Source organism: Burkholderia dolosa (assembly GCF_902499135.1).
Lineage (GTDB): Bacteria > Pseudomonadota > Gammaproteobacteria > Burkholderiales > Burkholderiaceae > Burkholderia > Burkholderia dolosa.
The window spans coordinates 1-22819 of the sequence record NZ_CABVPR010000037.1; the positions used below are offsets into that span (position 1 = coordinate 1).

The window sequence follows — 22819 nt, forward strand, 5'->3', positions numbered from 1 at the left end:
CGGCCGCCGGGCTCGCGGTCTGCCCGCTGGCGCGCCGCGTCGCGCCGCGCACGCTGGTCGACGTCGGCGCGAAGTTCGGCCTGCCGCCGCTGCCGCGGTCGCAGGTCGTGCTGTACTCGCGCGTGCGCGACGCGCGCGCGGCCGCCGCGCTGCGCAGGTTCGCCGACAGTCTTGCAATCCCGGCGTAAACTGTCGGGTTTCGCCTGCCGCCCGCCCTCTCCCGACGCACTCCGATGAAGCCCGACACCCGCAAACATCTCCGCGCCAACCTGCTGATGCTCGCCGCCGCCGCGATCTGGGGGTCGGCGTTCGTCGCGCAGCGACTGAGCCTCGACGTGATCGGGCCGTTCCTGTTCACGGGGCTGCGCTTCCTGCTCGGCGCGCTCGTGCTGGTCCCGCTGCTGGCGATCAACGCGGCGTCGCGCGCGCAGCTCGCGGCGATCCGCCGCCGGCCGGCGCTGCTCGTGCCGGGCGTCGCGCTCGGCGCGCTGCTCGCGGTGTCGATCTCGCTGCAGCAGGTCGGCCTGCAGTACACGCGGATCGCGAACGCCGGCTTCATCAGCTCGCTGTACGTCGTGATCGTGCCGCTGATGGGCGCGTTCGCGCGTCACCGGATCGGCGCCGGCACATGGTTCGGCGCGCTGCTCGCCGCGATCGGCCTGTATTTCCTCAGCATCGACGAGCATTTCTCGGTGCTCTACGGCGACTGGTTCCAGCTCGCCGGCGCCGTGATCATCGCCGCGCACGTGATGGCCGTCGGCCACCTCGCCAGGCGCCACGATCCGCTCGTGCTCGCGTTCCTGCAGTTCGTCGTGTGCGGCGCGCTGTGCCTGGTCGCCGGCGTCGCCGTCGAGCCGATCGGCATCGCGATGCTGCGCGGCGCGCTGCCGACGCTGCTGTACGGCGGGCTGCTGTCGGTCGGCGTCGGCTATACGCTGCAGGTCGTCGCGCAGCGCGACGCGGCGCCCGCGCACGCGGCCGTGATCTTCAGCATGGAAGGCGTGTTCGCGGCGGTCGCCGGCTGGGCCGCGCTTGGCGAAACGCTGACGCTGCGCGCGCTCGTCGGCTGCGCGCTGATGCTCGCCGGCCTGCTCGCGTGCCAGCTGCTGCCGAACGGCGACGCACGGAAAAAGGACGAGGACGCACTGCCGGCCTGACGCGCGCCGTCCCTATAATGATGGCGATTCGCGTGTGTTCCACGCTCACCGCTTTCGACAGGCCCGTTCCGTGACGTCCACCACCGTCGTCCCCACCACCGATCTGCTGCGCGAACGCGCAGCGCACTACGCGGCACAAGCCGCACTGTTCCTGCGCGACCAGGCGCTCTCGACCGCGTCGCACGATTTGCGCAGTCCGCTCAACGCGATGCAGAGCTGGGCGTACGTGCTCGAGCGCCAGCTCGCCGGCGCCGACCCGAACCTGCAGCGCGCGCTCGCCGGGATCCGTACCGGGATCGAGCAGCAAGTGACGCTGATCGACGGCGTGCTCGACGCGCCGCGCGAGGAAAGCCGCACGCCCGCGATCGTGCGGCAGCCGTTCGCGCTGCGCGCGGTGCTCGACGACACGGTCGCGCTCGTACGTTTCGCGCTCGCCGACGCACGGCACGTCGCGATCGACGCGGCGCTGCCCGACGGCGACCCGGTGCTGTCCGCCGATCGCGAACGCGTCGCGCAGGCGCTGTGGACGATGCTGACGACGGCCGTCGAAGCGAGCGCCGCCGGCAGCCGCGTGACGCTCGCGTGCACGCGCGACGGCGCGCGGATCGTTGCGCGCGCCACCTGCTGCGTGCAGGCCGCCGCACTCGCCGATCCGACGCTGCCGCACGCATTCGAATCGTTCGCGCGCCGCGAGATGCTGCGCGAACGCGATGCGAAGCGCGTCGCCTGGACGCTCGCGCTCTGCCAGCGCGTCGCGATCGCGCACGGCGGCACGTTCGTGCACGACGCGTTCACGGACGGCGCGACGGTCGCGCTGACGCTTGCGCTGCCGGGCGACGCATCCGTATAGGCCGTTCGGACAGCCGAAACATTACGTTTGCCTTTCCGGCCCTATACTGATGGGCCTCGTCATTCCCTGGAGCGATTCTTTTGTTACAGATCTTCGCGCTCATCGGCGCGTTGTTGCTGGTGGCCCTGAACGGGTTTTTCGTCGCAGCCGAGTTCGGCCTCGTCAAACTGCGCACGACGCGCGTCAAGACGCTTGCCCGCAAGCACGGGCTGCGCGGCCGCATCCTCGGCGTCGTGCACGGCAGGCTCGATGCGTATCTGTCCGCGTGCCAGCTCGGCATCACGCTCGCGTCGCTCGGCCTCGGCTGGATCGGCGAGCCGGCGTTCGCGGAACTGATCGGCCCGCTGCTCGATCTGCTCGGCGTGGAGTCCGAACGCGTCGTGCACCTGATCTCGCTCGTATTCGCGTTCTCGCTGATCTCGTTCCTGCACATCGTCGTCGGCGAACTCGCGCCGAAATCGATGGCGATCCGCCAGCCCGAAAAGGTCGGCCTGTGGGTCGCGCTGCCGCTCTACGCGTTCTACTGGGCGATGTATCCGGCGATCTGGCTGCTCAACACCAGTGCGAACGCGGTGCTGAGGCTCGCCGGCCTGTCCGCCGATCACGGCAGCGACGCGCACTACTCGACCGACGAGCTGAAGCTGATCCTGCGCAGCCGCCGCAGCACGGCCGGCGGCGCCGCGCAGCCGACGCGCGGCTCGTACAGCAACGACGAGTGGAACACGCTCGCGCACTCGCTCGACTTCTCGTCGATGACCGTGTCGGACCTGATGCGGCCCGCGCACGAAATGATCGGGCTGCGCCGCGACCTGCCGCTGCCCGACAACATGGAGATCGTCGCGCGGCACCGGTTCAGCCGTTATCCGCTGTTCGCCGACGCGTCGCGCGAACGCGTGTTCGGGCTGATCCATCTGAAGGACCTGCTGCTCGCGCGTCACGCGGGCGCGGCGCTCGACGATCTGTCCGATTACGTGCGCCCGGTGCAGTACGTGAAGCCCGACATGCCGGCGCTCGATCTGTTCCGCCGTTTCCGCAAGGGCGCGCCGCACTTCGCGCTCGTCGGCAACAAGCGCGAGAAGCCGATCGGCTTCCTGACGCTCGACAATCTGCTCGGCGCGCTCGTCGGCCAGATTCACGACGAGTTCCACCAGGGCGATGCGGACTGGAGCCGCCTCGACGACGGCACGCTGATGGGCAAGGGCAGCCTGCCCGTCGTGTCGCTCGAGCAGGCGCTCGGCATCGACATCGACGAAGGGCGCGCGGAGTCCGTCGGCGGGCTGGTGATCCAGGCGCTGAACGATCTGCCGTCCGAAGGGCAGCGCGTGTCGTTCGATCGCTTCGACGTCGTCGTGAAGAAGATGAATGGGCCTCGGATCGTGCTCGTGCGCGTCTATCCGAAGACGATGAAGGAAGCCGACGAATGACGGCCTCGTCACGGCGCGCGCGATGAACGCGACGTTGCCGCGCTGCTGCGTGATCACGCCGGAACCGGCGTCCGCGTCGGCGGCCGATTGCCGCGCATTCGTCGATCGTCTGGAAGCCGTGCTCGCGCGCGGCGACACGCTCGTCCAGCTACGCGCCAAATCGCTGGATGCCGCCGCGTTCGCGCGGCTCGCCGCAGACGCGCTCGCCCGCTGCGACGCGGCCGGCGCGCAGCTGATGCTCAACGGGCCGATCGATGCGGCCGGCGTGATGCGGCTCGACGGGGCCGGCTGGCATCTCGACGGCGCCGCGTTGCGGACGGTCGCGCAGCGGCCGTTGCCTGCGGACACACCGGTGTCCGCCGCGTGCCACACGGCGGACGATCTTCTTCTGGCCGCGCGGGCCGGCGCCGACTTCGTCACGCTGTCGCCCGTGCTGCCGACGCTCAGTCACCCCGGCGCACCGACGCTCGGCTGGGAGAAATTCGACGCGCTGGCCGCGCAGGCCGCGATGCCCGTCTACGCGCTCGGCGGGATGACGCGCGCGCATCTCGACGTCGCGCGTCGGCATCGCGCATACGGAATCGCGGGTATTCGCGGGTTCTGGTAAGCCGCGGTGCAGCCGCGCGCGGCTGAGCGCACGACGCTTCAGGCGCTTGCGCGTTCAGGCGTTCAGGCGCTCACGTGCTCACGTGCTCACGCATTCAGGTTGCGCCGGATGCCGCGCCATCCGCCGTCGTCGATGCGACGCACGTCGTGCGTCAGCGCGTACTGATTGACGTTCCCGGTCAGCCACGCAACGAGCGAATACGGCGGCAACTCGCCTTCGTCGATCCGGTCGCGCGCGCGGGCCGGCGTCTGGAACACGACGCGTCCGGCCGGTGCATCGAACGGCACCGCATCGGGCGACAGGTTCAATGCGATCGTCAGCGTCTCGTCGTCGGCGAGCCGCCATGACGCGACGAGCGCGTCGGCCTCGCCTTCGCCGCCCGCCTTCAGCGTATGCGCATCCTGCGGCCGGCAATCGGACAGCCGCGGCGAGATCAGCTTCGCGCGCACCGCGAGCGCGGACTGCACGAAATGCGCACGATCGGCGTCGCGAGCGGTCTCGTCGAACACGAGCGGAATCTGCGGCGTCAGCAGCGACAGCGCGAGCGCGGCGAGATGCGCTTCGTGCGCGCGCGCGCTCGCGTCGGGATCGCCGCAGTCGCTGTCGCGCCACACGCCGTCGGATAGCACGAGCGACGTCAACGGCAAGCCGCCGTCGGCGAACGGGGCGTCGGCGGACGCGACCGGCTGGAACGCCGCGCCGGACGCCGTCAGCGCGCGCGCGAGCGTGTGGATCGACTGATGCGTCGAGATGCCTTCATGCGCGAGCGTGCCGTGCGCGGTCAGCCGGTGCAGCGCGCGTTCGCCGCAGCCGTTCCACTGCGCGTCGAAATGCGTGGCGGCAAGATGCGCAGGATGCCGTTCGCTGCCGAGCACGAGATGAATGAGCCGGTCGGCCGGCACCGCCGCGCGCACGCGATCGGCGATCTCGCGCAACCACGACACGCCGATCCGGTCCGCCTCGCGCAGCCGCAGCCCGTCGCAGCGGTATTCGTCGATCCAGTACAGCGCGTTGTCGCAGAAGAAATCGCAGACTTCCGGATGATCGAGTGCGAGCGGCGACGCCTGCAGCGGATCGTCGCGCGTATGGAAGAACGGCGCCGCGTAGTGACGCAGCGCGTCGGTGCCGCTGCCGAAGCGCGCGTAATCGAGTTCCAGCAGCACCGCGAGACCGTAGCCGTGCGCGGCGTCGATCAGCGCCTTCAGCGCGTCGGGGCCGCCTTCGGACGCGAGCGGCGCGAACGGCAGACTGTCGTGCGGCGACGCGAGCAGCTCCAGCGCGGTCACGCCGAGACGTGCGAGCTGCGGCAACCGGCGGCGCACGCCGTCGAAGCCGCCCACCGCGTGCGGGCGAATCGCATAGAGCGCGACGTCCTCCCACGGGCGTCCGCGCCAGAACGTGTTGTGCCATGTGAACGCGCGCGGATCGACGACTTCGCTCGGGCCGTCGAGCCCTTCCGGCTGCGAGCGCGACGCCGGATCGGGAATCGATACCGAATCGTCGAGCCGATAGCGGTAGCGCGCGCCCGCACCGCATTCGACGAACACTTCGAACCAGTTCGGCCCGGCCGCCGTCATCGGCACGAGCGTCGGGCCGTTGCCGTCGCGGACGTCGAGTTCGAGCTGGACCTGCGTGCTGCCGGGCGCCCACACGCGAAAGTGCATGCGCGGCGTCGCGCAAAGCGCGCCGCACGGCTGCGCGCCGAACGGCAGACAGTGGATATAGTGCTGCGCATACGGATCGTGCGGACAATCGGACATCATGCGCTCCTCGTGCGTGCCGAGCGGCATGGCCGCGCCTTCGTGCGGCGCATCGCGGCCCGGCATACGGTGGCCAGGCGGAAGGGAGGAAAAAAGTATGCGCCGGTTTCGCCGCGGCGACGCATTCGTACGCAGATTTTTAAATTCGTATCGACCCTCGGCGTTCGCGGAGGCGGGTTCGCGGAGGCGGGTTCGCGGAGGCGGGTTCGCGGAGGCGGGTTCGCGGAAGCGGGTTCGCCCAAGCGGGTTCGCCCAAGCGGGTTCGCCTAAGCGGGTTCGCCGAAGCAGGTTCGCCGAAGCGGGTTCGCCGATCGATGCAGGTTCGCCGAAGCAAGTTCGCCACAGCCCCCCACACCGCAGTCGGGTAGTCCGCATACCGGAATGACGGCTCGCCTTGTTGCACCGTTCGCACGCGCTTATGCTCTGCGGCAATGCTCGCGGGCCGTGCCGTCCGCGCCCGTCGCTCCCTGCCAAAAGGAACCTGCCATGTCGCTCCCCGCCAGCGCCGCGAAATTCGATCCGGCCCGCGCGCACGAATACGCGGAACAATCGCGCATCGCGCTCGCCGGCTACGATGCGTGCCACGAACTCGCCGCATGCATGCTGGCCGCGTCGATCGGCGTGCCGGACGCGCGCATTCTCGTCGCCGGCGCCGGCGGCACCGGTCAGGAAATCCGCGTGTCGGCGGCGCTCGAGCCGGGCTGGCGGTTCACGGCAGTCGATCCGTCCGCGCCGATGCTCGCGCTGGCGCGCGCGAACGTCGAAGCCGCGGGCTTCGGCCCGCGCACGACGTTCGTCGAGGCCGGCGTCGACGCGCTGCCGGACGTGCGCGCGTTCGACGGCGCGACGCTGATCGGCGTGCTGCATCACGTGCGCGGCGACGATGCGAAGGCGGCACTGCTCGACGCGATCGCGCGCCGGATGAAACCCGGCGCGCCGCTCGTGATCGCGGGAAACTACCGCCGCTACGCCGATCATCGCCGGCTGCTCGATGCGTGGCAGCAGCGCTGGCGGATGAAGGGCGCGACGCCGGACGCGGTGCGCGCGCAGCTCGCGAAAATCCTGCAAGGCGCCGATCCGCCGGCGTCCGAGGAAGCGGTCGCCGCGCTGCTGCACGGTGCGGGCTTCGACACGCCGCTGCGCTTTTTCGCGAGTCTGTTCTGGGGCGCGTGGATCGCGCTGCGGCGCGCGTAACGGGTCCGCTATCGCGCCCGGTATGATGTCGTTCCCGCCCTCTTTCGGCCCCGACATGCTGACCGTCCATCACCTGAACAACTCGCGCTCGCAGCGCGTGCTGTGGCTGCTCGAAGAACTGGATGTGCCGTACGAGATCGTGCGCTACGAGCGCGATCCGAAGACGATGCTCGCGCCGCCCGCGCTGCGGGCGATCCATCCGCTCGGCAAGTCGCCCGTCGTGACCGACGACGGCCGCACGTTCGCCGAATCGGGCGCGATCGTCGAATACCTGGTCGAACGCTACGGCAACGGCCGCCTCGCGCCGCGGCCGGGCACGCCGGAGCGGCACGACTACACGTACTGGCTGCACTATGCGGAAGGTTCGGCGATGCCGCCGCTGCTGCTCAAGCTCGTCGCACTGCGGATCGCGCACGCGCCGATGCCGTTCTTCGCTCGACCGATCGCGCGCAAGATCGCGGCGACGCTGCAGTCGGGTTTCGTCGATCCGCAGATCGCGCTGCATCTGCGCCATATCGACGACGCGCTCGCGCGCACGGGCTGGTTCGTCGGCGACGACTTCAGTGCAGCCGACATCCAGATGAGCTTTCCGCTCGAAGCCGCGACGGCGCGCGGCGACGGCGGCCGGCATCCGGCGATCGCCCGCTTTCTCGCCGCGATCCACGCGCGCCCCGCGTATCGGCGGGCGCTCGAGCGCGGCGGTCCGTACGAACTGCTCAAATAGCCGGCGTCACGCGTCGAGCATCGGGCATCGGGCGTCAGCTCAGCAATCCCGCCGCGACGTTGATCGACAGCCCGAGCACGGCCATGTTGAAGTAGAACGAAAGGATCGACTGCGCGAGCACCGCGCGTCGCGCGGAGCGGTTCGCGAGCGATACGTCGGCGGTCTGCGACGCGACCGCGATCGTGAACGCGAAATACAGGAAGTCCCAGTAATCGGGCTCCGGGTGCGCATCGGGAAACCGCAGCGCGCGCTCGCCGGACGGCGACCCGTAGTAGAGCCGCGCGTAGTGCAGCGTGAAGATGGTCGGAATCAGGAACCACGCGCCGAACAGCGTCGCGCCGGTGATCGCGTAATGGCCGAGCCCCGCGCGAAAACCGACACTCTTCGCGGTCGCGAGCTCGATCGCGATCGCCGCCACGCTCGCGACGGTCGCGAGGCAGACGACGGTCAGTACGATCGTCGCGTTCTCGTCCTCGCGAATCGCGATCTCGCGCACGTTGTGATGATGCGCGGTCACCATGCGCACCCACATCAACGCCAGATACAGCCAGACCGCGCAATCCCAGCCGATCAGCGCGCGCACGGTCGGCCGCAGCGGCGACGGCAGCAGCAGCGCGCACAGCACGCCCGCGACGAACGCCGTGACCATGCGCGGCCGGTTGCGTAATACCTGCGGATAAGGCGTCATCGAAAGCTTCCGAAGCGGATGAAAAAATCGGCCGGCGCGGCGAACCGCAAGCGGCGCGACGCCGGCCGGTGCTGCCCCGATTATCGCGATTCCGCGCTCACGTGGCGACGGTCGCGAGCGCCTAAGATGACAGGATGACTGCCTTCGCCTCCCTCTGCCGCCATCCGGCGAACACGCTCGGCCGCGACTTCGTCGTCGGCGATCTGCACGGCTGCGTCGACGTGCTGCGCGCGCTGCTGCACGACGTCCGGTTCGACCCGGCCCGCGATCGGCTGTTCTCGGTCGGCGATCTGGTGGATCGCGGTCCGGCGTCCGAGGCTGCGCTCGAACTGCTCGACCGGCCGTGGTGCCACGTGGTGCGCGGCAATCACGAGGAAGTACTGAGCCTCGTATCTCGCGGCAAGCTGCCGGCCGACGCGTGGCGCGGGATCGGCGGCGACTGGGGCGCCGACCTGCCGCCGCAGCGGCTGCACGCGCATGCGGCGCGCGTCGACGCGCTGCCGCTCGTGCGCGTCGTCGGCGACGGCACTGAGCGCTTCAACGTGCTGCATGCGGAATTCTTCGGCTCCGATGCCGATCTCGATACGGGCAGCTATTCGTACGACGTGCGCGAGCGGCTGATCTGGGGCCGCGATCTCGTTCAGGGGCTCGCCGATCCGGCCGTGCAGGCCGGACTGTCGCTGACCTGTACCGGCCATACGCCGGTGCGCACGCCGCAACGCATCGGCGCGCAATGGTTCATCGACACCGGCGCGTTCGCGCCGTCCGGGCGGCTGACGCTCGCCGAGCCGCGCACCGGCCGGACCTGGTCGATGACGCAGGCCGCCGCGCGCGAGCGCCACGCGGGCGACTTGCCGCTGCCGTGACGCGGCCGCGTCGCGGCGTCGCAAGCCCGTGACGCGCGGCCGCGCGCCGCGTCAGCCGACCTGACTCAGCTCGAACACCGCATCGATCGCCGAGCCGTTCCAGTTGTACTCGAGATAAGCCGCGTGGCGGCAGTCGCGCAGCAGCGTCGTGCGAAACGCCGCGAGGCATTCGCCGCCCGGATCGCGCACCGACGGATAGACGATGCCCGCGCCGCCCGCGTTGCGCACCGCGCGGCCGAGCGCCTGCCCGGCGCTGTAGTCGAGCGGATCGAGCAGCGCCGGATCGCGTTGCCGCCACGTGCGCACGTCGGCCACGTCGCCGCCGTGCGCGAATACCGTGTAGAGCCGCATCTGCTGACGCATCGGCGGCTCCTTCGTCGCGGCGAGAAACAGCCCGCTGTGATAGCGCGTCTCGGCAATCGCGGTGTCGCGCGAGCGGGCGCAGTAGAACACACCGTACGTGCCGTCGGAAAAGCGGCTGCCCTGCGGATTCAGGTGCGTGAACGCGGCCATGATCGGCCCCCAGCCGGGCCCGTAGCGACGCTCGGCCGGCGGCACGAGATCGAGCGTGCCGATTTCGTTGCGGATGCGGTCGTTCGTCAGCGATTCGAGCGCGTACAGCGCGTCGAAATCGTCGGCCGACGCGACGCGGTCGAACAGGTTGATCGCCGGGAAACGGGTAGGTATGACGCGATAGGCAGGCGCCCAGTCGACGGTCGTCGTCGGCCAGCGTGTCGCTTCGGTCGGCATCGTCACGCCCAGCCACCTCGCATCGCGTCGAGATATTGACGGACCGCGACCAGATCGCCGACGTTGCCGGCCAGCATCCGGTCGAGCGCGCGCTTGCCGCCGAACGGCGCCGCGTCGTTGGGCCGCTTGATCCAGCCGTCGGCCGCGGCCGGCTGCGGCAGCAGGATCTGCAGCGCCTTGTAGATGCCGAGCAGCAGCGATAGCCGCTCGAGCGTGTCGCGCGGCACGCGCGCCGATTCGGGCGCCGCCTTCCATTTGAAGAACGTCGAACGGCCGGGCGAGCCGAGCAGCACGATCTGCTCGTCGACCGTCAGATCCCAGTCGCGCGCGATGTTGAAGAACGCGCGCAGGCCGGCCGCCGACATCTGCGCGACCGAGGCCTGACGCGGGGCGGGGTGCGGATGGTACGCGGGCTGTGACATGATTGTTAGTCTCTAAACGAATTCACTAACAAGACTAGTCCATTTTCGTATTTTTGCAAGGGTCGTCACCCGTCATTTCGCGATTGGGCCCGCAGAATCGATATTTTCTGTCCATTATGGACTCATATTTTATTTTCTGCGTTAATGGCCGCGCGGACCTCGCGTCGATACGCGGGTCGTCCGCTGGAACCGTGTCCCACCGAACCGGATCGACCCCGCCCAAGGAACACCACCATGAAGAGACTGATTGCCGTCGTTTCGATCGCCCTGCTCGCGGTATCGGCAGGCCCCGCCATCGCGAAGGACTGGACCACGATCCGCTTCGGCACCGACGCGAGCTACGCGCCGTTCGAGTCGAAGGCGCCCGACGGCAAGCTCGTCGGCTTCGACATCGATCTCGGCAACGAGATCTGCGCGCGCCTGAAGGCGAAATGCGTGTGGCTCGAAAACGACTTCGACGGGATGATTCCGGCGCTGAAGGCGAAGAAGTTCGACGCGGTGCTGTCGTCGATGTCGATCACGCCGCAGCGCGCGGAGCAGATCGGCTTCACGACGAAGATCTACAACCAGCCGACGCGCCTCGTCGTGAAGAAGGGTTCGCCGCTGCTGCCGACGGCCGAGTCGCTGAAGGGCAAGTCGATCGGCGTCGAACAGGGCACGACGCAGGAAGCGTACGCGAAGGCGTACTGGGCGAAGCAAGGCGCGAACGTCGTCGCGTACCAGAACCAGGACGGCGTGTACGCGGACCTGATCGCCGGCCGTCTCGACGCCGCGCTGCAGGACGAAGTGCAGGCCGCGATCGGCTTTCTGAAGTCGCCGCGCGGCGCCGGCTTCCAGTTCGTCGGCCCGGAACTGGTCGATGAAAAGGTGCTAGGCGTCGGCGCGGGCATCGGGCTGCGCAAGGAAGACACCGACCTGAAGGCGAAAATCGACCGCGCGATCCTCGACATGGTCAAGGACGGCACATACAAGCGGCTCGCGTCGAAGTACTTCGACTTCGACATCTACGGCGGCTGAAGCGGCCGCGCATGCAGGCCGGCGTGATGCCGGCCGCACGCGAACGCCGCGCAGCGTCAGTACGTGAAGATCGGGCGCCGGGGAACCGGCGCCCGTGCGCACATGCCCTTGCGGATCGGGCCGGCGAGCGAGAACGCAGCGACCCGGCGCGGATGACCGGCGATGAGCCGGATCCGCCTCGCGCCGGGCGTGCACAGATGGCCTGTCGAGGCATGCCGGCCGGCGGCCACGTGCACGGCCGGCCGCCGGTGCGCCGAATCGCTGCGATCGCGGCTGGCCGGCCGCGGCGTGTGACGATCGATCATTTTTCTACCCCGTTTTCGGTCTGTCGATTGTTCCGGCCGCCGGACGATGCCGGTGCCCCGACGATTCGACGACGCCGGCCCGTGCCGGCCGGAACATGACCGTGTCGGCCCGTCCGTCCGGTGCATCCCCGCGGGCCGTCCTTGCCGGATCCGACGTCGTCTAGTTTCGTATGTCCATCGTCGCAAGGAGCGGGCCAGCGGCGTGCGCGCCCGGCCGCGCAACGGTTCGGTCCGACGAACCCGCGGCGGGCACCGCGCGACCGTGCCGGAAGTTTCGAAACTGATACATGCGCCGCGCGGCCCGGCTTCGGCCGCGCGGCGGCGAAGTCTCGCCGCGCAAGCCCGCCGGACGGTGCGGGAAATCTTGCCGGCCGACGCGGCACGCAGCCGCGCGCGCCGGCAGCGCGATTTCGCGACGCCGTCGGCCGGAAATGTTTCAGGTGCTTTACATGCGGAATGCGGACGTCCGCGCGGGCCCGCATCGGCCCGCCGCGCGCAGCCGGCGCTCAGCCGACCCGCTGATGATCGGCGTCGTCGGACGGCGAGCCGTCCTTGCCGCCGTTGCCGTCGTGGCTGTCGTGATCGTTCAGCCCGTGCTCGATCATCATCCGATAGAGCGTCACGCGCGAGATGCCGAGTTCCGCGGCCGCCTTGTTGATCCGGTGATCGTTGCGCAGCAGCGCGTTCTCGATCGCGGTGCGCTCGGCCAGCGAGCGCGCCTGTTCGAGCGTCACGGGTTCGGTTTCGCCCGGCGTGTCGAGTCCGAGATCGTGCGGCGTCAGCAGCCGGCTCTCGGCCATCACGATCGCGCGCCGCACGCGGTTGATCAGTTCGCGCACGTTGCCCGGCCATTCGTAGCGGCGCATCGCGTCGAGCGCGGCCGACGTGAAGCCGCTGATCTTGCGGCCGCTGTCGGCCTTGTATTTCTGCAGCACGTAGTGCGCGAGGATTTCGATGTCCTTGCCGCGCGCGCGCAGCGGCGGCTCGTGAATGCGCAGCACGCACAGTCGATGATAGAGGTCCGCGCGAAAGCGCCCGGCCTCGACCGCACCGTCGAGATCGACGTGCGTCGCCGAGATGATCCGCACGTCGACCGCGATCGACTCGTGACCGCCGAGCCGCTCGATCTTCCCTTCCTGCAGAAAGCGCAGCAGGCTCGCCTGGCTCTCGACCGGCATGTCGCCGATTTCGTCGAGAAACAGCGTGCCGCCGTTGGCCGACTCGATCCGGCCCGCGCGCCGCTGGTTCGCGCCGGTAAACGCGCCGCGCTCGTAGCCGAACAGCTCGGACTGCAGCAGATGATGCGGAATCGCGCCGCAGTTGATCGCGACGAACGGCCCCTTGCCGCGCGCGGAACGCTCGTGGATCGCGAGCGCGGTCAGCTCCTTGCCGGTGCCCGATTCGCCGGAGATGAACACGCTCGCATCGGTCTTCGCGACCTTGCGGATCGTGCTGAACAGCTGCTGCATCGCTTCGCAGCTGCCGATCATCCCGTACTCGCCGATCGATGCCGCATACGCGGCGCCGTCGACGCGATCGAGCGCGGCCATTCCGCGCGCATGGCCGAGCACGTGCGAGATCCACTCGTACGGCAGCGGCAGCGTCACGTAGTCGAAACAGTAGCTGCGGATCAGCTCGCGCACCGCAGGGCCGATCGTGACGCCGGCCTGCGCGATCGAAATCCAGCCGATCGCCGGCTGGCTCAGGCAGGCCTTCAATGCCGGGTAATCGCGCGACGTGAATCCGGTGAAATCGATGAGCCCGGCGGCAAGCCGCACGCCGGACGTCATGTTCTGCGCGGCGCCGGCCGTCTTCGCGACGGTCACCTCCCAGCCGAGCCCGCGCAATTGTGCAAGAAGCGACTCGTCGGGCGAACGCATGATCACGAACAGCTTGCGTCCGGCCTCGGGAGCGGTGACGGATACGGACGGCTTCTCGGGCGCCGCTCCCCCGTTTGCGTCGGGTGACCTTGCAACCATCGTTATTCCCCGCTTGGCGTTGGTATCGCGCGCCGGCTCGCGGCCGCGTACGACGGACCTCGATCGAACCGACATATTGGCCGCATTTCCGTCCGAATAAAATCCCCCGGCGCAATAAACTCGATCCGCGCGCCGCGGCAGCCCCTTTCCTGAACGGTATATCGATGCGGCCGCCGCGCGGCTAGATGGGTGTTATCCCGGTAGCACGGGATGCGGAAGGCGGGCGGGAAGCGCGCGAGCGGCGGATTCGGGGGATGAGGCGGTAGACGTCAGCGCGCGGACGACAGCGGCGCCGGCACGTTCGCGCGACCGCGGCCGGCCGGCGTGCCGCCGCGTTCGCCGTACGCGGCAACGAGCGCGTCGACGCGCGCGAGATGATGGCGGTTGTCGTGATCCCACGGATGGAAGCCGGGCCGGAAAAAGCTCAGCCATTCGCGCGCGATGCACGGGAACAGTCCGCGACGCGGCCCGTACAGGTACGCGATCATCCGCAACATCCCGCGCACGCGGCGCGTGACGTCGCGATCGCGCGACAGCAGCGTCGTGTGGATCAGGAACACGGTCGGCCAGAACGTCAGCGTCGTGATCAGATACACGCCGATCCGGATCAGATAGCGGCGCAGGCCGGGTTTCGTCACGGCGTTCCACACGTCGAACGACACGGCCTTGTGCTCGGTTTCCTCGAGCGCGTGCCACAGCCACATCTGCCGATAGCCGTCGACCGACCCTTCGAAGCGTGTCGGATCGCGCAGCACCCAGTCCGCGAGCATCGCGGTGTAATGTTCGGCCGCGACCGTATGCGCGAGCTGCATCGAATGCGGCAGCTTGCGCTTCAGGTAGCCGAGCACCGCCCACACACGCCGGTCGAGCTTGCGCGCGGGCAGCCGGCGCGCCTGCATCAGTTCGTTGTATTCGACGTGTTCGCGCGTATGCATCGCTTCCTGGCCGATGAAGCCGAGCACCTGCCGCTTCAGCACCGGATCGTCGATCCGGTCGCGATAGTTGCGCACCGAATCCATGAAGAAACGCTCGCCGGCCGGAAACAGCAGCGACAGCGCGTTGAAGAAATGCGTGACGTGCGGCCCGTGGCCGTGCCAGTCCTTCACGCGTTCGACCGGCAGCTCGAAGCGCAGGTCGCGGCGCACCGGCATCGGTTCGGCAGCGGTCGCGCAAGCGGCTGACTTCATGTTCGTCGTTCTCCTCGTTGCTGGGCGGCCCGGCGCGCTCGTGGCGGCCTGCCGCATGCTGTCGGCGCGTTGCAGCGCGCCGGAATCCTGACATCGACAGCTGTAAAGATAGGCTGCGGCCGTCTGCGCGTGCAAGCCGCGCGGTAGATGCGCGCTTCCAAACGGCGCACGGTCGAAAACGCGGAGAAAAATACGCGTCGACGGCGTGTGCCGACGTGCCGATTCGAACGCGCACGGCCGATCGTGCGCGCGTCCGCAGGTGCGGGCCGCGGCGATCGCGATCGCCGCCGCCGCCCCGCGCGACGGGCGTGTTGCGGCATCCGGCAGCAGCGGCGCCGCGCGCCGTCGATCGCCGTGAGCGCCGCGCTTCGCACGCGCGGCGCACCCGAATCGAGCGACTGCTTCCGCATCGCTCGCGACAGATTCAAACGCGCGTTCCATCGCCGTCTCCGGCGCTACGCGGCCGCGGTCGCGACGCGGACGCGCGGCGCGCCGGCCGCGCGCCACGACCGTCAGCCCGCTCGCCTACAATAGCGGCTTTACCGAACCCTTTTCAGGAGAAGTCATGTCTGCCACCACGACCGCATCGGGCCTCAAAATCGAAGACCTGACCGAAGGCACCGGCGCGGAAGCGCAAGCGGGCCAGACGGTCAGCGTTCACTACACGGGCTGGCTGACCGACGGCCAGAAGTTCGATTCGAGCAAGGACCGCAACGACCCGTTCGCGTTCGTGCTCGGCGGCGGCATGGTCATCAAGGGCTGGGACGAAGGCGTGCAGGGCATGAAGGTCGGCGGCGTGCGGCGCCTGACGATTCCGCCGCAACTCGGCTACGGCGTGCGCGGCGCGGGCGGCGTGATTCCGCCGAATGCGACGCTCGTGTTCGAAGTCGAACTGCTCGCCGTCTGACGCCGCACCCGGCCGACGCGCCGTCGATGGCACGCATCCCGTCCCCCGCGATCGCGCTGCGCCGCTACGATGCGCGCGAAGCGTCCGACGTGCACGACTTCCATCAGGTCGTGCTCGGCGTCGACGGCGCGATGGTGATGGCCGTCGACGGCGTCGGCCAGCGCATCGACCGGCACGCGGCGTGGCTGATTCCGGCCGGCGCGCGGCACGACTACGCGGGCCTCGGCGACAATCGCCAGCTCGTGATCGATCTGCCGGCCGCGTCGCTCGCAGTGCCGCAGCGGCTGTTCGACCGCGCGCGCGCCGTCGCGATCGATCCGTCGCTGACCGCGCTCGTCGCGCAGATCGCCGCCGCCGTGCGGCTCGACGACGAGCACGCCGGCGACGCGCAGCACCCGCGTCGCTTTCAGTGGCAGGCGGCCGCGCGGCTGTGCGACGCGCTGCTCGACGATGCCGGCGTCGCCGCGCCCGCATCGGGCCTCGACTTCGCGCGCATCGACCGCTGGCTGCGCGCGCGTCTCGCGGAGCCGCTGCGCATCGCCGATCTCGCCGCGCATTGCGGCTACGGGATGCGCCGGTTTCATCAACTGTTCGTCGACGCATTCGGCGAAACGCCGCATCGCTACCTGCAGCGGCTGCGGCTCGATACCGCGGTCGTGCTGCTCGCGGACGGCCGCCATTCGCTCGTCGATATCGCCGGCCTCGTCGGCTTCGCGGATCAAAGCACGTTCACGCACGCGTTCACGAAACGCTTCGGCGTCGCGCCAGGCCGTTGGCGCGGTGAGCGGCACTGATGCGCTGACGCATTGACGGGCTGACGCATCGACCGCGCGGCCAGTTCGTCGCGATCGCGATGCAGCGCCCACGCCGCGCCGCCGGACGACGAAAAAAAGCCGGCTCGCCCGGATCGGGCGGCCGGCTCGCGAACCGGCCGCGCCACGCCCGCCGGTTCGCGCTTCGCATCGGCGCACACGCGGGCGCCGACGCAACACGCAACATCGAACACGCCGCGACGCTCAGCCCGCCGCCTGGATCGCCTCCTCGTACACGCCGGCGACGCGTCGCGCGATCACCGCGTTGTCGAAATGCTCGCGCGCATAGCGCTTGCACGCCGCTTCGTCGGGCAGCTTGATCGCGCCCGACAGCGCCGCGCCGAGCCCTTCGGCGATCGCGTCGGCACCGGTCGACGGCAGCACGAGATCGTTCGACAGCCCGGCGACCGCCTCCGGCAGCCCGCCGACCGGCGTCACGAGCACCGGCGTGCCGGACGCGAGCGATTCGACGGTGATCAGCCCGAAGCCCTCGAGCGCGACGGTCGGCACGACGCTGACCGTCGCCGCGCGGTACAGCGCGGCCAGATGCTGGTCGGGCACGAAGCCGAGCAGCTTCACGTTGTCCTGCAGCCCCGCGGCGTCGATGCGCTGCTGCAGTTCGTCGGCGAGCTTGCCCTTGCCGGCGATCAGCAGCAGCACGTCCGGATGGCGCTGCTTGACGATACCGATCGCGTCGACGAGATCCTCCAGCCCCATGCGCCGCACGAGCCGGCGCACGGCGAGCACGATCGGCCGGTCCTGCGGCAACTGCAGCCGCTGCCGCGCTTCGCCCGGCGTGAGCGGCGTGTCGAACTGCGCGGTGTCGACGCAGCCCGGAATCACGCGCACGCGCGACGGATCGATCCCGTAGCGCTGCGTGAGGATCTGCCCGAACGCCTGCGACAGCACGATCAGCCGCGACGAGCGCGCATAGACCGCCTGCTCCAGATAGCGCTTCGCGCGCTGACCGAGCGACGCGGCACCCTCGACCTGGCTCTCGTCGGCCCACGGCCCCTGGAAATGCGACACCTGCGGAATCCCGCGCGTCACGTCGAGGCCGGGGAACGTGTACAGCGCGAAGTGCGACGAGATCACGTCCGGCCGTGCGCTGCGGACCGCATCGCGCAGCGCGCGCCGTGCGGCGAGCATCCGCCGCGCGAGCGGCTCGGATGCGGGACCGAAGCCCTGGATCGCACCGCCCGTGTCGTCGGCGACCTTCGGCGAGCCGGCGACGAGCCCGCGCACTTCGACGCCCGCGCCCGGCAGCGCGCCGACGAGCGAGTAGTACATCCGGTCGAGGCCGCCCGCACGTTCGGGAAACCAGTGCATGCCGATCTGCAACGACTTGATCGGCCGGGAAGAAAGGGACATCACGATTGCTCCTGCGTGAGCGCAGGCTCGACCCGCTCGAAAGCGGACGGCTGCGAGGGTTGGCCGATGCGCCGGTAGAGCGCAACGTACTGGGCGCCCATGTGCGCCCAGCCGAAACGGGTCATCAGTTCGCGTGCCGCGGCGCCCATCGCGCGGCACGTGTCGCGCGACGCGGCGAGCGAGCCGATCGCGTCCGCGAGCGCGGCCGGATCGTCCGGGTCCTCCAGCACGATGCCGCATTCGCGCGTGATGATTTCCGCGCCGCCCGCGGTGCGCGCGGTGACGACCGGCAGCCCGGCCGCCATCGCCTCCAGCAGCGACAGGCTCATCGCTTCGTAGCGCGACGGAAACACGTACGCGTCGACCGAGCGCATCAGCGTCGGCATGTTCTTCACGAGCCCGAGAAAATGCACGCGCGCGCCGAGGCCCAGCGCGCGCGCCTCGTCCGGGTACGGGCTGCCGGGCAGATAGCCGGCCACCGCCAGATGAACGTTCGCGGGCAGCTTCGTCAGCGCCTTCAGCACGGTGCCGAGGTTCTTGCGCGGCGTGCGCAGATCGCCGACGAACAGCAGCAGGAACGCGTCGTCCGGCAGCTTGAACGCCGCGCGATCGGCCTGCGCGCCCGCGAACGCGCTGCCGTCGACGCCGTTGTAGATCACGCTGATCTTGCCGCCGTCGATGCCGAGCCCGCGGATCTCGTCGGCGACCTTCTGCGACACCGCCGTGATCGCGCGCGAGCGCCGGTATGCCCAGCGCTCGAGCGCGGTGTTCACGCGCGTGTACACGTACTGATAGGCCGACCACAGCCCCTTCGTGAGCCCGAACGGGTAATACGGGCTCTTGAACCAGCCGCCGTGCACGAAGTGCGCGGTGTTCACGTCGGCGCGGATCCAAGAGATGAAGCCGTTCACGTGCAGCACGTCGTACGCGTCGCGATGCGCGCGCAGCCACCACGCGCTCTTCAGCGCGAACACCTGCTGCCTGACGAGGTTCGACGGCCAGAAGCGGCCGACCTGCACCGGCACCCAGCGCACGCGCGGATGCTCGAGCAGCTCCGGCGCGACGTGCGACGCGACGAGCGTGACCTCGTAGTTCTCGGCCAGCGCCGCGCGCGCGATTTCGTAATTGACGCGGCCCTGGCCGTCGTTATGACGCACGACGTGCGTGACGATCGCGATTCTCAATGGTCGCCTCCCCGTAAACGCGCGACGGCCGGCAGACGGCGAGCCTTCTGCCAGTGCGCCGCGGAAAGAATCGAAAAAATGGCGGTAAACAGCAGCAGGCCGCCCGTGCCGATCAGCGAGTTCGTGAACACGAGCATCGCGAACACCGACAGGCACAGGCTCAGGCAAGCGCCGACGAACTTGTCGTCGCGCAGCTTGAACGCCGCGCGCACGGTGCGGCCGAGCAGCATCACGACGCCGGCCAGATACAGCAGCGTGCCGGGCCAGCCGAGCACGAACGGCACGTTCATCACGCCGCTGTCGAAGCTGCCGTACTTGCCGAGCTCGCCGCTGTCGCTCGACAGCTTCGTCGACGCGCCGGTCGCGCCCATCCCTTCGCCGGCGACGTCGGTGAACGCCGTTTCCGCGAAGGTCGCGTAGAACTTGTTGCGGTCGTCGTAGCTGCGATCGTCCTTCAGGTTCACGATCGACTGCAGCCGCTGGCCGAGACGATCGGCCACCGGGCCGACCGTGAGCAGCGGCACGCACAGGCCGACCAGCACGACGCCGCTGATCAGGATCCGCATCCGCACGCGATTGCTCGACTGCACGAGCTGGATCGCGAGCGCGATTACCCATCCGCCCCACGTCGAACGCACGAGGCACAGCGCGAACGACACGAAGCCGGCGGCGCCCGCGAACCAGCGGATCTTCTGCGGCGCGACCAGCACGAACACCAGCGCGCCCATCATCGCGAACGCGAACGGCCCCGACGAGTTCATCGTGCTGAACACGCGCACGCCGTAAGGCACCGGCTCGCCCTGCGAACCCATCTGCGAGCCGACCATCCACAGCACGTCCCACTGCGGCATCACGAAGTACTGGACGATCCCGTACAGCCCCATCACGAGCATCCCCCAGATGAACGTCGACAGCAGCACGTCGCGGTACTCGGGATAGTTGCGCGCGTTGACCATGATGTGAAAGCCGATCAGCACCGGATACAGCCAGTTCGCGAGGTCGTAGGTCGCGGCCATCACGCCGCTCGACACGATCCCGACGAGGTACGCATACGTGAGCCCGAACAGGATCAGCAGCACCGGAATCCCGCGCCGCTGCGACAGCACGCGGTAATGCCGCAGCAGCCCGAGGCCGGCGATCATCGTGACCGCGAGCGGCGCGACCTGGATCAGGCTCGTCGGCGTGAACGCGCCCTTCGACCAGTCGGCGAGGCGCCGCACTTCGGGGCTCAGGAACCACACCCACCACATGAAGCCGACGTAGCGCGCGGGGCTCTTGAAGTACAGCCACAGGCCGACCGCGATCGCGAGCACCGGAAACGCCAGCGTCAGCACCTTGCCCTGGTGGATCGCGATCAGCGCCGCCGTGAACGTCCACAGCCCGGCCTGGCCGGCCCAGTGCCTGGGCTCGGCGAACCACTTGCGGCGGCGCGACGGCGCGCGTTCGGCAGCGATCGTGCTCATCGATCCGGCGCTCACCGCGACGAAGGCGTCGAATCGGCCAGCGGCATCGCGACGTCGGCGGCCGCCGGCGTGCGGCGCCGGCGCAGCATGTCGCGCGTGATCCGCACGTGCTGCTCGGCGAACGCCCGCGTGGTCAGGTTGCGCTCGCGCAGGCACGCGGCCGCCGCGCGCGCGCATGCGAGCGCGGCGGCCGGATCGTTCGCGAAGCGGTCGGCGGCCTCGCGCAGCGCGTGCGAATCGAACGGCGGCACGTACGCGGCCGTGTCGTGCGGGAAATAGTCGCGCAGCCCGCCGACGTCGGACACGATCATCGGCTTGCCGAGCGCCGCCGCCTCGAGCATCACGGTAATGCCCGACGCGTGGAAGTTCGGGCGCAGCGGCACGACGATCACGTCGGCCCACGCATAGAGTTCATGCTGCTTCGCGAGCCCCGACGCCGAGCCGATCTTCACGTTCGGCGCATGCCAGTCGCGCGGCACGCGGCGCCGCGTCGCGAGCCGCACGTCGTAGCGCGCGTCGCCGCCGAACGCGGCGAGAAACGTGCGCCAGTCGCGGTCGCGGTCGTTGCCGATCGCCGCGATCCGCAGCGGCCGGTTCGGCTGCCACTGCTGCGGGTCGCCGATCGGGAAATCCTGCGTGTTCAGCCCGTAATAGACGAACTCCGCGTCGCGCCCGAGATAGCGGCGGCACAGCTCGGCGTTCTCGCGTGCGAGCGTGGTCAGCGCATCGGCGCGCGCGAGCAGCTTGCGGTACAGCCAGCGGCGCGGGCCGCCGAAGCTTTCCCACTTGTCGAACAGCCACACGCTCTGCGCGAGCAGCAGCGGACGCTTGCCGCGCGCGCCGGCGAGCTTCAGGACCAGCGCGGCCGCGAGGTGCTCCTGCTCGGTGTGCGTCCAGATCACGTCGGTGTCCAGCAGCGCGGCGCGATTGCGCCACGCATGCACGAGATCGAAGCCGAGCGCCGCCTTCAGCGCGCGGCGCGCGATGCTCGTCGCGCGGTTCTCGCGCCCGTCCTGCGAATAGGTGAGCCGGAATTCGTCGGATTCGGCATGGTGATAACCGTACAGGCAGCCGATGTTCTCGCCTTTCCGGTAGGTACGCGGATCGGCGCCGTGAAACAGGTGGACGTGTACCTTGGTTGCAGTCATTCGGACCCTCGGAGTTCGGCCGCGCGCTCGGTCGCGCAGCCCGTTCAGGACGTCACCGTCGGCATCGCCGCACGGTGCGGCGCGACGGTGGCACGGCGCGCGTCGCGCGCGCCGCGGCGCACCGCGCGCCAGTGCGCGAGCACGCGGCCGCGCCGCGCGGTCGGCAGCGCCAGCAGCAGATGCGCGAGACCCGGATAGACGCGCGTGCCGACGAGCGTCCACCACCACCACGCGATCTCGCGCCGCAGCGGCGGCAGATGCTCGCGCAACGTCAGCTGCAGGTTGTACGCGCCGTTGCTGATCGCGTTCAGCGACGCCGCGTCGCGACGATCGTCGTCGAAGCGCTCGGCCGGAAAATGGTCGACCGCGATCGCCGGGTCGTAGACGAGCTTCCAGCCGTCGCGCTGCACGCGCATGCTGAACGCCATATCGTTGTGCACCTGTGCGCCCGCGCCGCGCAGCCGTGTATCGAAACGCACGCGCTCGATCGCCGCGCGCCGATAGCTCATGTTCGCGCCCTTCAGCATGTCGACTTCGCGCGCGCCGCCGACGCCGAGGTGATGATTGCCGACGAGCCGGCCCCACGGCGTGATCCGGCCGACCTCTTCGCGCGACTCGTCGAGCACGCGGCCTTTCTCGTGCACCCAGTCGCGGCCGCCGACCGCGCCGACGCGCGGGTCGGCCGCGAACGTGGATTCGACGCGCGCGAGCCAGTCGGCGCGCGGCGCGGCATCGTCGTCGGTGATCGCGACGATGTCGCCGGCCGCGACGTCGAGCCCCTTGTTCAGCGCGGCGACCTGCCCCGGCACGTCGACCGCGACGACGCGCAGCGGCAGCGCGCCGCCGACCGCCGGGTCGGCGAGCCGTTCGTGCGTCGCGTCGTCCTCCGGACGCGCGACCACGATCACCTCGTCCGGCAGCCGCTGCTGCCGCTGCAGCGCGAGCAGGCAGCGCGCGAGATCGGCGGGACGCCGATAGGTCGGAACGAGCACGGAAATTTTCAT

21 protein-coding genes and 1 pseudogene are annotated in these 22819 nt (G+C 69.7%); 11 read left to right on the top strand and 11 right to left on the bottom strand.

The window, feature by feature from the left end:
• The 5 genes and pseudogenes from BUB20358_RS17295 to BUB20358_RS17315 all read left to right on the top strand — a co-directional run.
• Positions 1–188, top strand: a pseudogene (locus BUB20358_RS17295) (LysR family transcriptional regulator); the annotation flags it as partial.
• A 45-nt stretch (positions 189–233) separates the two neighbouring features.
• On the top strand, positions 234–1157 hold the full coding sequence (locus BUB20358_RS17300; RefSeq protein WP_006765471.1) for a DMT family transporter: 924 nt from the start codon (positions 234–236) through the stop codon (positions 1155–1157).
• A 70-nt stretch (positions 1158–1227) separates the two neighbouring features.
• On the top strand, positions 1228–2007 hold the full coding sequence (locus BUB20358_RS17305; RefSeq protein WP_006765470.1) for a sensor histidine kinase: 780 nt from the start codon (positions 1228–1230) through the stop codon (positions 2005–2007).
• Between the two features lie 80 nt (positions 2008–2087).
• Complete coding sequence (locus tag BUB20358_RS17310) at positions 2088–3431, top strand: hemolysin family protein (protein ID WP_035973634.1); 1344 nt, start codon at positions 2088–2090, stop codon at positions 3429–3431.
• Between the two features lie 22 nt (positions 3432–3453).
• Positions 3454–4038: a thiamine phosphate synthase gene (locus BUB20358_RS17315; RefSeq protein ID WP_035973632.1), complete on the top strand. Its 585-nt coding sequence runs from the start codon at positions 3454–3456 to the stop codon at positions 4036–4038.
• An 86-nt stretch (positions 4039–4124) separates the two neighbouring features.
• On the opposite strand, the gene BUB20358_RS17320 is transcribed toward BUB20358_RS17315, so the two are convergent.
• Positions 4125–5798, bottom strand: a complete 1674-nt coding sequence (locus BUB20358_RS17320) for a DUF3459 domain-containing protein (RefSeq protein WP_006765468.1) — start codon at positions 5796–5798, stop codon at positions 4125–4127.
• Between the two features lie 486 nt (positions 5799–6284).
• On the opposite strand from BUB20358_RS17320, the gene BUB20358_RS17325 reads away from it, so the two are divergent.
• Complete coding sequence (locus BUB20358_RS17325) at positions 6285–6992, top strand: SAM-dependent methyltransferase (protein ID WP_035973630.1); 708 nt, start codon at positions 6285–6287, stop codon at positions 6990–6992.
• A gap of 55 nt (positions 6993–7047) precedes the next feature.
• Positions 7048–7716, top strand: coding sequence for a glutathione S-transferase (locus tag BUB20358_RS17330; RefSeq protein WP_035975112.1), 669 nt, complete (start codon positions 7048–7050; stop codon positions 7714–7716).
• Positions 7717–7750: 34 nt separating this feature from the next.
• On the opposite strand, the gene BUB20358_RS17335 is transcribed toward BUB20358_RS17330, so the two are convergent.
• Positions 7751–8404 carry a DUF1345 domain-containing protein gene (locus tag BUB20358_RS17335; protein ID WP_006765465.1) on the bottom strand — a complete coding sequence of 218 codons (654 nt, stop codon included), beginning with the start codon at positions 8402–8404 and terminating at the stop codon, positions 7751–7753.
• A 134-nt stretch (positions 8405–8538) separates the two neighbouring features.
• On the opposite strand from BUB20358_RS17335, the gene BUB20358_RS17340 reads away from it, so the two are divergent.
• Positions 8539–9270, top strand: coding sequence for a metallophosphoesterase (locus tag BUB20358_RS17340; RefSeq protein WP_006765464.1), 732 nt, complete (start codon positions 8539–8541; stop codon positions 9268–9270).
• A 51-nt stretch (positions 9271–9321) separates the two neighbouring features.
• On the opposite strand, the gene BUB20358_RS17345 is transcribed toward BUB20358_RS17340, so the two are convergent.
• A complete protein-coding gene (locus tag BUB20358_RS17345; protein WP_094190637.1) occupies positions 9322–10020 on the bottom strand; it encodes an RES family NAD+ phosphorylase in 699 nt (232 codons plus the stop codon).
• A 2-nt stretch (positions 10021–10022) separates the two neighbouring features.
• Positions 10023–10442, bottom strand: coding sequence for an MbcA/ParS/Xre antitoxin family protein (locus BUB20358_RS17350; RefSeq protein WP_006765463.1), 420 nt, complete (start codon positions 10440–10442; stop codon positions 10023–10025).
• A 234-nt stretch (positions 10443–10676) separates the two neighbouring features.
• On the opposite strand from BUB20358_RS17350, the gene BUB20358_RS17355 reads away from it, so the two are divergent.
• Complete coding sequence (locus BUB20358_RS17355; protein WP_035973625.1) at positions 10677–11459, top strand: ABC transporter substrate-binding protein; 783 nt, start codon at positions 10677–10679, stop codon at positions 11457–11459.
• 811 nt (positions 11460–12270) lie between these two features.
• On the opposite strand, the gene BUB20358_RS17360 is transcribed toward BUB20358_RS17355, so the two are convergent.
• Together BUB20358_RS17360 and BUB20358_RS17365 are read right to left on the bottom strand one after the other, a co-directional pair.
• Complete coding sequence (locus BUB20358_RS17360) at positions 12271–13743, bottom strand: sigma-54 dependent transcriptional regulator (RefSeq protein WP_035973621.1); 1473 nt, start codon at positions 13741–13743, stop codon at positions 12271–12273.
• A 269-nt stretch (positions 13744–14012) separates the two neighbouring features.
• Entirely contained in the window at positions 14013–14930 is a 918-nt protein-coding gene (locus BUB20358_RS17365; RefSeq protein ID WP_006765460.1) for a metal-dependent hydrolase, read from the bottom strand.
• Between the two features lie 565 nt (positions 14931–15495).
• Here BUB20358_RS17365 and BUB20358_RS17370 point away from each other — a divergent pair.
• Together BUB20358_RS17370 and BUB20358_RS17375 are read left to right on the top strand one after the other, a co-directional pair.
• Complete coding sequence (locus tag BUB20358_RS17370; RefSeq protein WP_006765459.1) at positions 15496–15837, top strand: FKBP-type peptidyl-prolyl cis-trans isomerase; 342 nt, start codon at positions 15496–15498, stop codon at positions 15835–15837.
• A gap of 26 nt (positions 15838–15863) precedes the next feature.
• Complete coding sequence (locus BUB20358_RS17375) at positions 15864–16631, top strand: helix-turn-helix transcriptional regulator (RefSeq protein WP_006765458.1); 768 nt, start codon at positions 15864–15866, stop codon at positions 16629–16631.
• A gap of 222 nt (positions 16632–16853) precedes the next feature.
• On the opposite strand, the gene BUB20358_RS17380 is transcribed toward BUB20358_RS17375, so the two are convergent.
• The 5 genes from BUB20358_RS17380 to BUB20358_RS17400 are packed head-to-tail and all read right to left on the bottom strand — an operon-like array spanning position 16854 to position 22819.
• The gene (locus BUB20358_RS17380) at positions 16854–18020 is read right to left on the bottom strand and encodes a glycosyltransferase family 4 protein (RefSeq protein ID WP_035975110.1); all 1167 of its coding nucleotides are present in this window, start codon (positions 18018–18020) and stop codon (positions 16854–16856) included.
• Positions 18020–19204, bottom strand: coding sequence for a glycosyltransferase family 4 protein (locus BUB20358_RS17385; protein ID WP_006765457.1), 1185 nt, complete (start codon positions 19202–19204; stop codon positions 18020–18022). Before BUB20358_RS17385 ends, BUB20358_RS17380 begins: the two co-directional genes overlap by 1 nt.
• On the bottom strand, positions 19201–20667 hold the full coding sequence (locus BUB20358_RS17390; protein WP_006765456.1) for an O-antigen ligase family protein: 1467 nt from the start codon (positions 20665–20667) through the stop codon (positions 19201–19203). The genes BUB20358_RS17385 and BUB20358_RS17390 overlap by 4 nt, the downstream gene beginning before the upstream one ends.
• An 11-nt stretch (positions 20668–20678) precedes the next feature.
• The gene (locus BUB20358_RS17395; RefSeq protein ID WP_035973617.1) at positions 20679–21815 is read right to left on the bottom strand and encodes a glycosyltransferase family 4 protein; all 1137 of its coding nucleotides are present in this window, start codon (positions 21813–21815) and stop codon (positions 20679–20681) included.
• Between the two features lie 44 nt (positions 21816–21859).
• Positions 21860–22819, bottom strand: coding sequence for a glycosyltransferase family 2 protein (locus tag BUB20358_RS17400; RefSeq protein ID WP_035973614.1), 960 nt, complete (start codon positions 22817–22819; stop codon positions 21860–21862).

Bases quoted from the DNA above. Each gene is read 5' to 3' on its own strand.
- BUB20358_RS17300 (WP_006765471.1), top strand. From the start codon at position 234: ATGAAGCCCGACACCCGCAAACATCTCCGCGCCAACCTGCTGATGCTC.
- BUB20358_RS17315 (WP_035973632.1), top strand. From the start codon at position 3,454: ATGAACGCGACGTTGCCGCGCTGCTGCGTGATCACGCCGGAACCGGCG.
- BUB20358_RS17320 (WP_006765468.1), bottom strand. From the start codon at position 5,798: ATGTCCGATTGTCCGCACGATCCGTATGCGCAGCACTATATCCACTGT.
- BUB20358_RS17325 (WP_035973630.1), top strand. From the start codon at position 6,285: ATGTCGCTCCCCGCCAGCGCCGCGAAATTCGATCCGGCCCGCGCGCAC.
- BUB20358_RS17330 (WP_035975112.1), top strand. From the start codon at position 7,048: ATGCTGACCGTCCATCACCTGAACAACTCGCGCTCGCAGCGCGTGCTG.
- BUB20358_RS17335 (WP_006765465.1), bottom strand. From the start codon at position 8,404: ATGACGCCTTATCCGCAGGTATTACGCAACCGGCCGCGCATGGTCACG.
- BUB20358_RS17340 (WP_006765464.1), top strand. From the start codon at position 8,539: ATGACTGCCTTCGCCTCCCTCTGCCGCCATCCGGCGAACACGCTCGGC.
- BUB20358_RS17345 (WP_094190637.1), bottom strand. From the start codon at position 10,020: ATGCCGACCGAAGCGACACGCTGGCCGACGACGACCGTCGACTGGGCG.
- BUB20358_RS17350 (WP_006765463.1), bottom strand. From the start codon at position 10,442: ATGTCACAGCCCGCGTACCATCCGCACCCCGCCCCGCGTCAGGCCTCG.
- BUB20358_RS17355 (WP_035973625.1), top strand. From the start codon at position 10,677: ATGAAGAGACTGATTGCCGTCGTTTCGATCGCCCTGCTCGCGGTATCG.
- BUB20358_RS17360 (WP_035973621.1), bottom strand. From the start codon at position 13,743: ATGGTTGCAAGGTCACCCGACGCAAACGGGGGAGCGGCGCCCGAGAAG.
- BUB20358_RS17365 (WP_006765460.1), bottom strand. From the start codon at position 14,930: ATGAAGTCAGCCGCTTGCGCGACCGCTGCCGAACCGATGCCGGTGCGC.
- BUB20358_RS17370 (WP_006765459.1), top strand. From the start codon at position 15,496: ATGTCTGCCACCACGACCGCATCGGGCCTCAAAATCGAAGACCTGACC.
- BUB20358_RS17375 (WP_006765458.1), top strand. From the start codon at position 15,864: ATGGCACGCATCCCGTCCCCCGCGATCGCGCTGCGCCGCTACGATGCG.
- BUB20358_RS17380 (WP_035975110.1), bottom strand. From the start codon at position 18,020: ATGTCCCTTTCTTCCCGGCCGATCAAGTCGTTGCAGATCGGCATGCAC.
- BUB20358_RS17390 (WP_006765456.1), bottom strand. From the start codon at position 20,667: ATGAGCACGATCGCTGCCGAACGCGCGCCGTCGCGCCGCCGCAAGTGG.
- BUB20358_RS17395 (WP_035973617.1), bottom strand. From the start codon at position 21,815: ATGACTGCAACCAAGGTACACGTCCACCTGTTTCACGGCGCCGATCCG.
- BUB20358_RS17400 (WP_035973614.1), bottom strand. From the start codon at position 22,819: ATGAAAATTTCCGTGCTCGTTCCGACCTATCGGCGTCCCGCCGATCTC.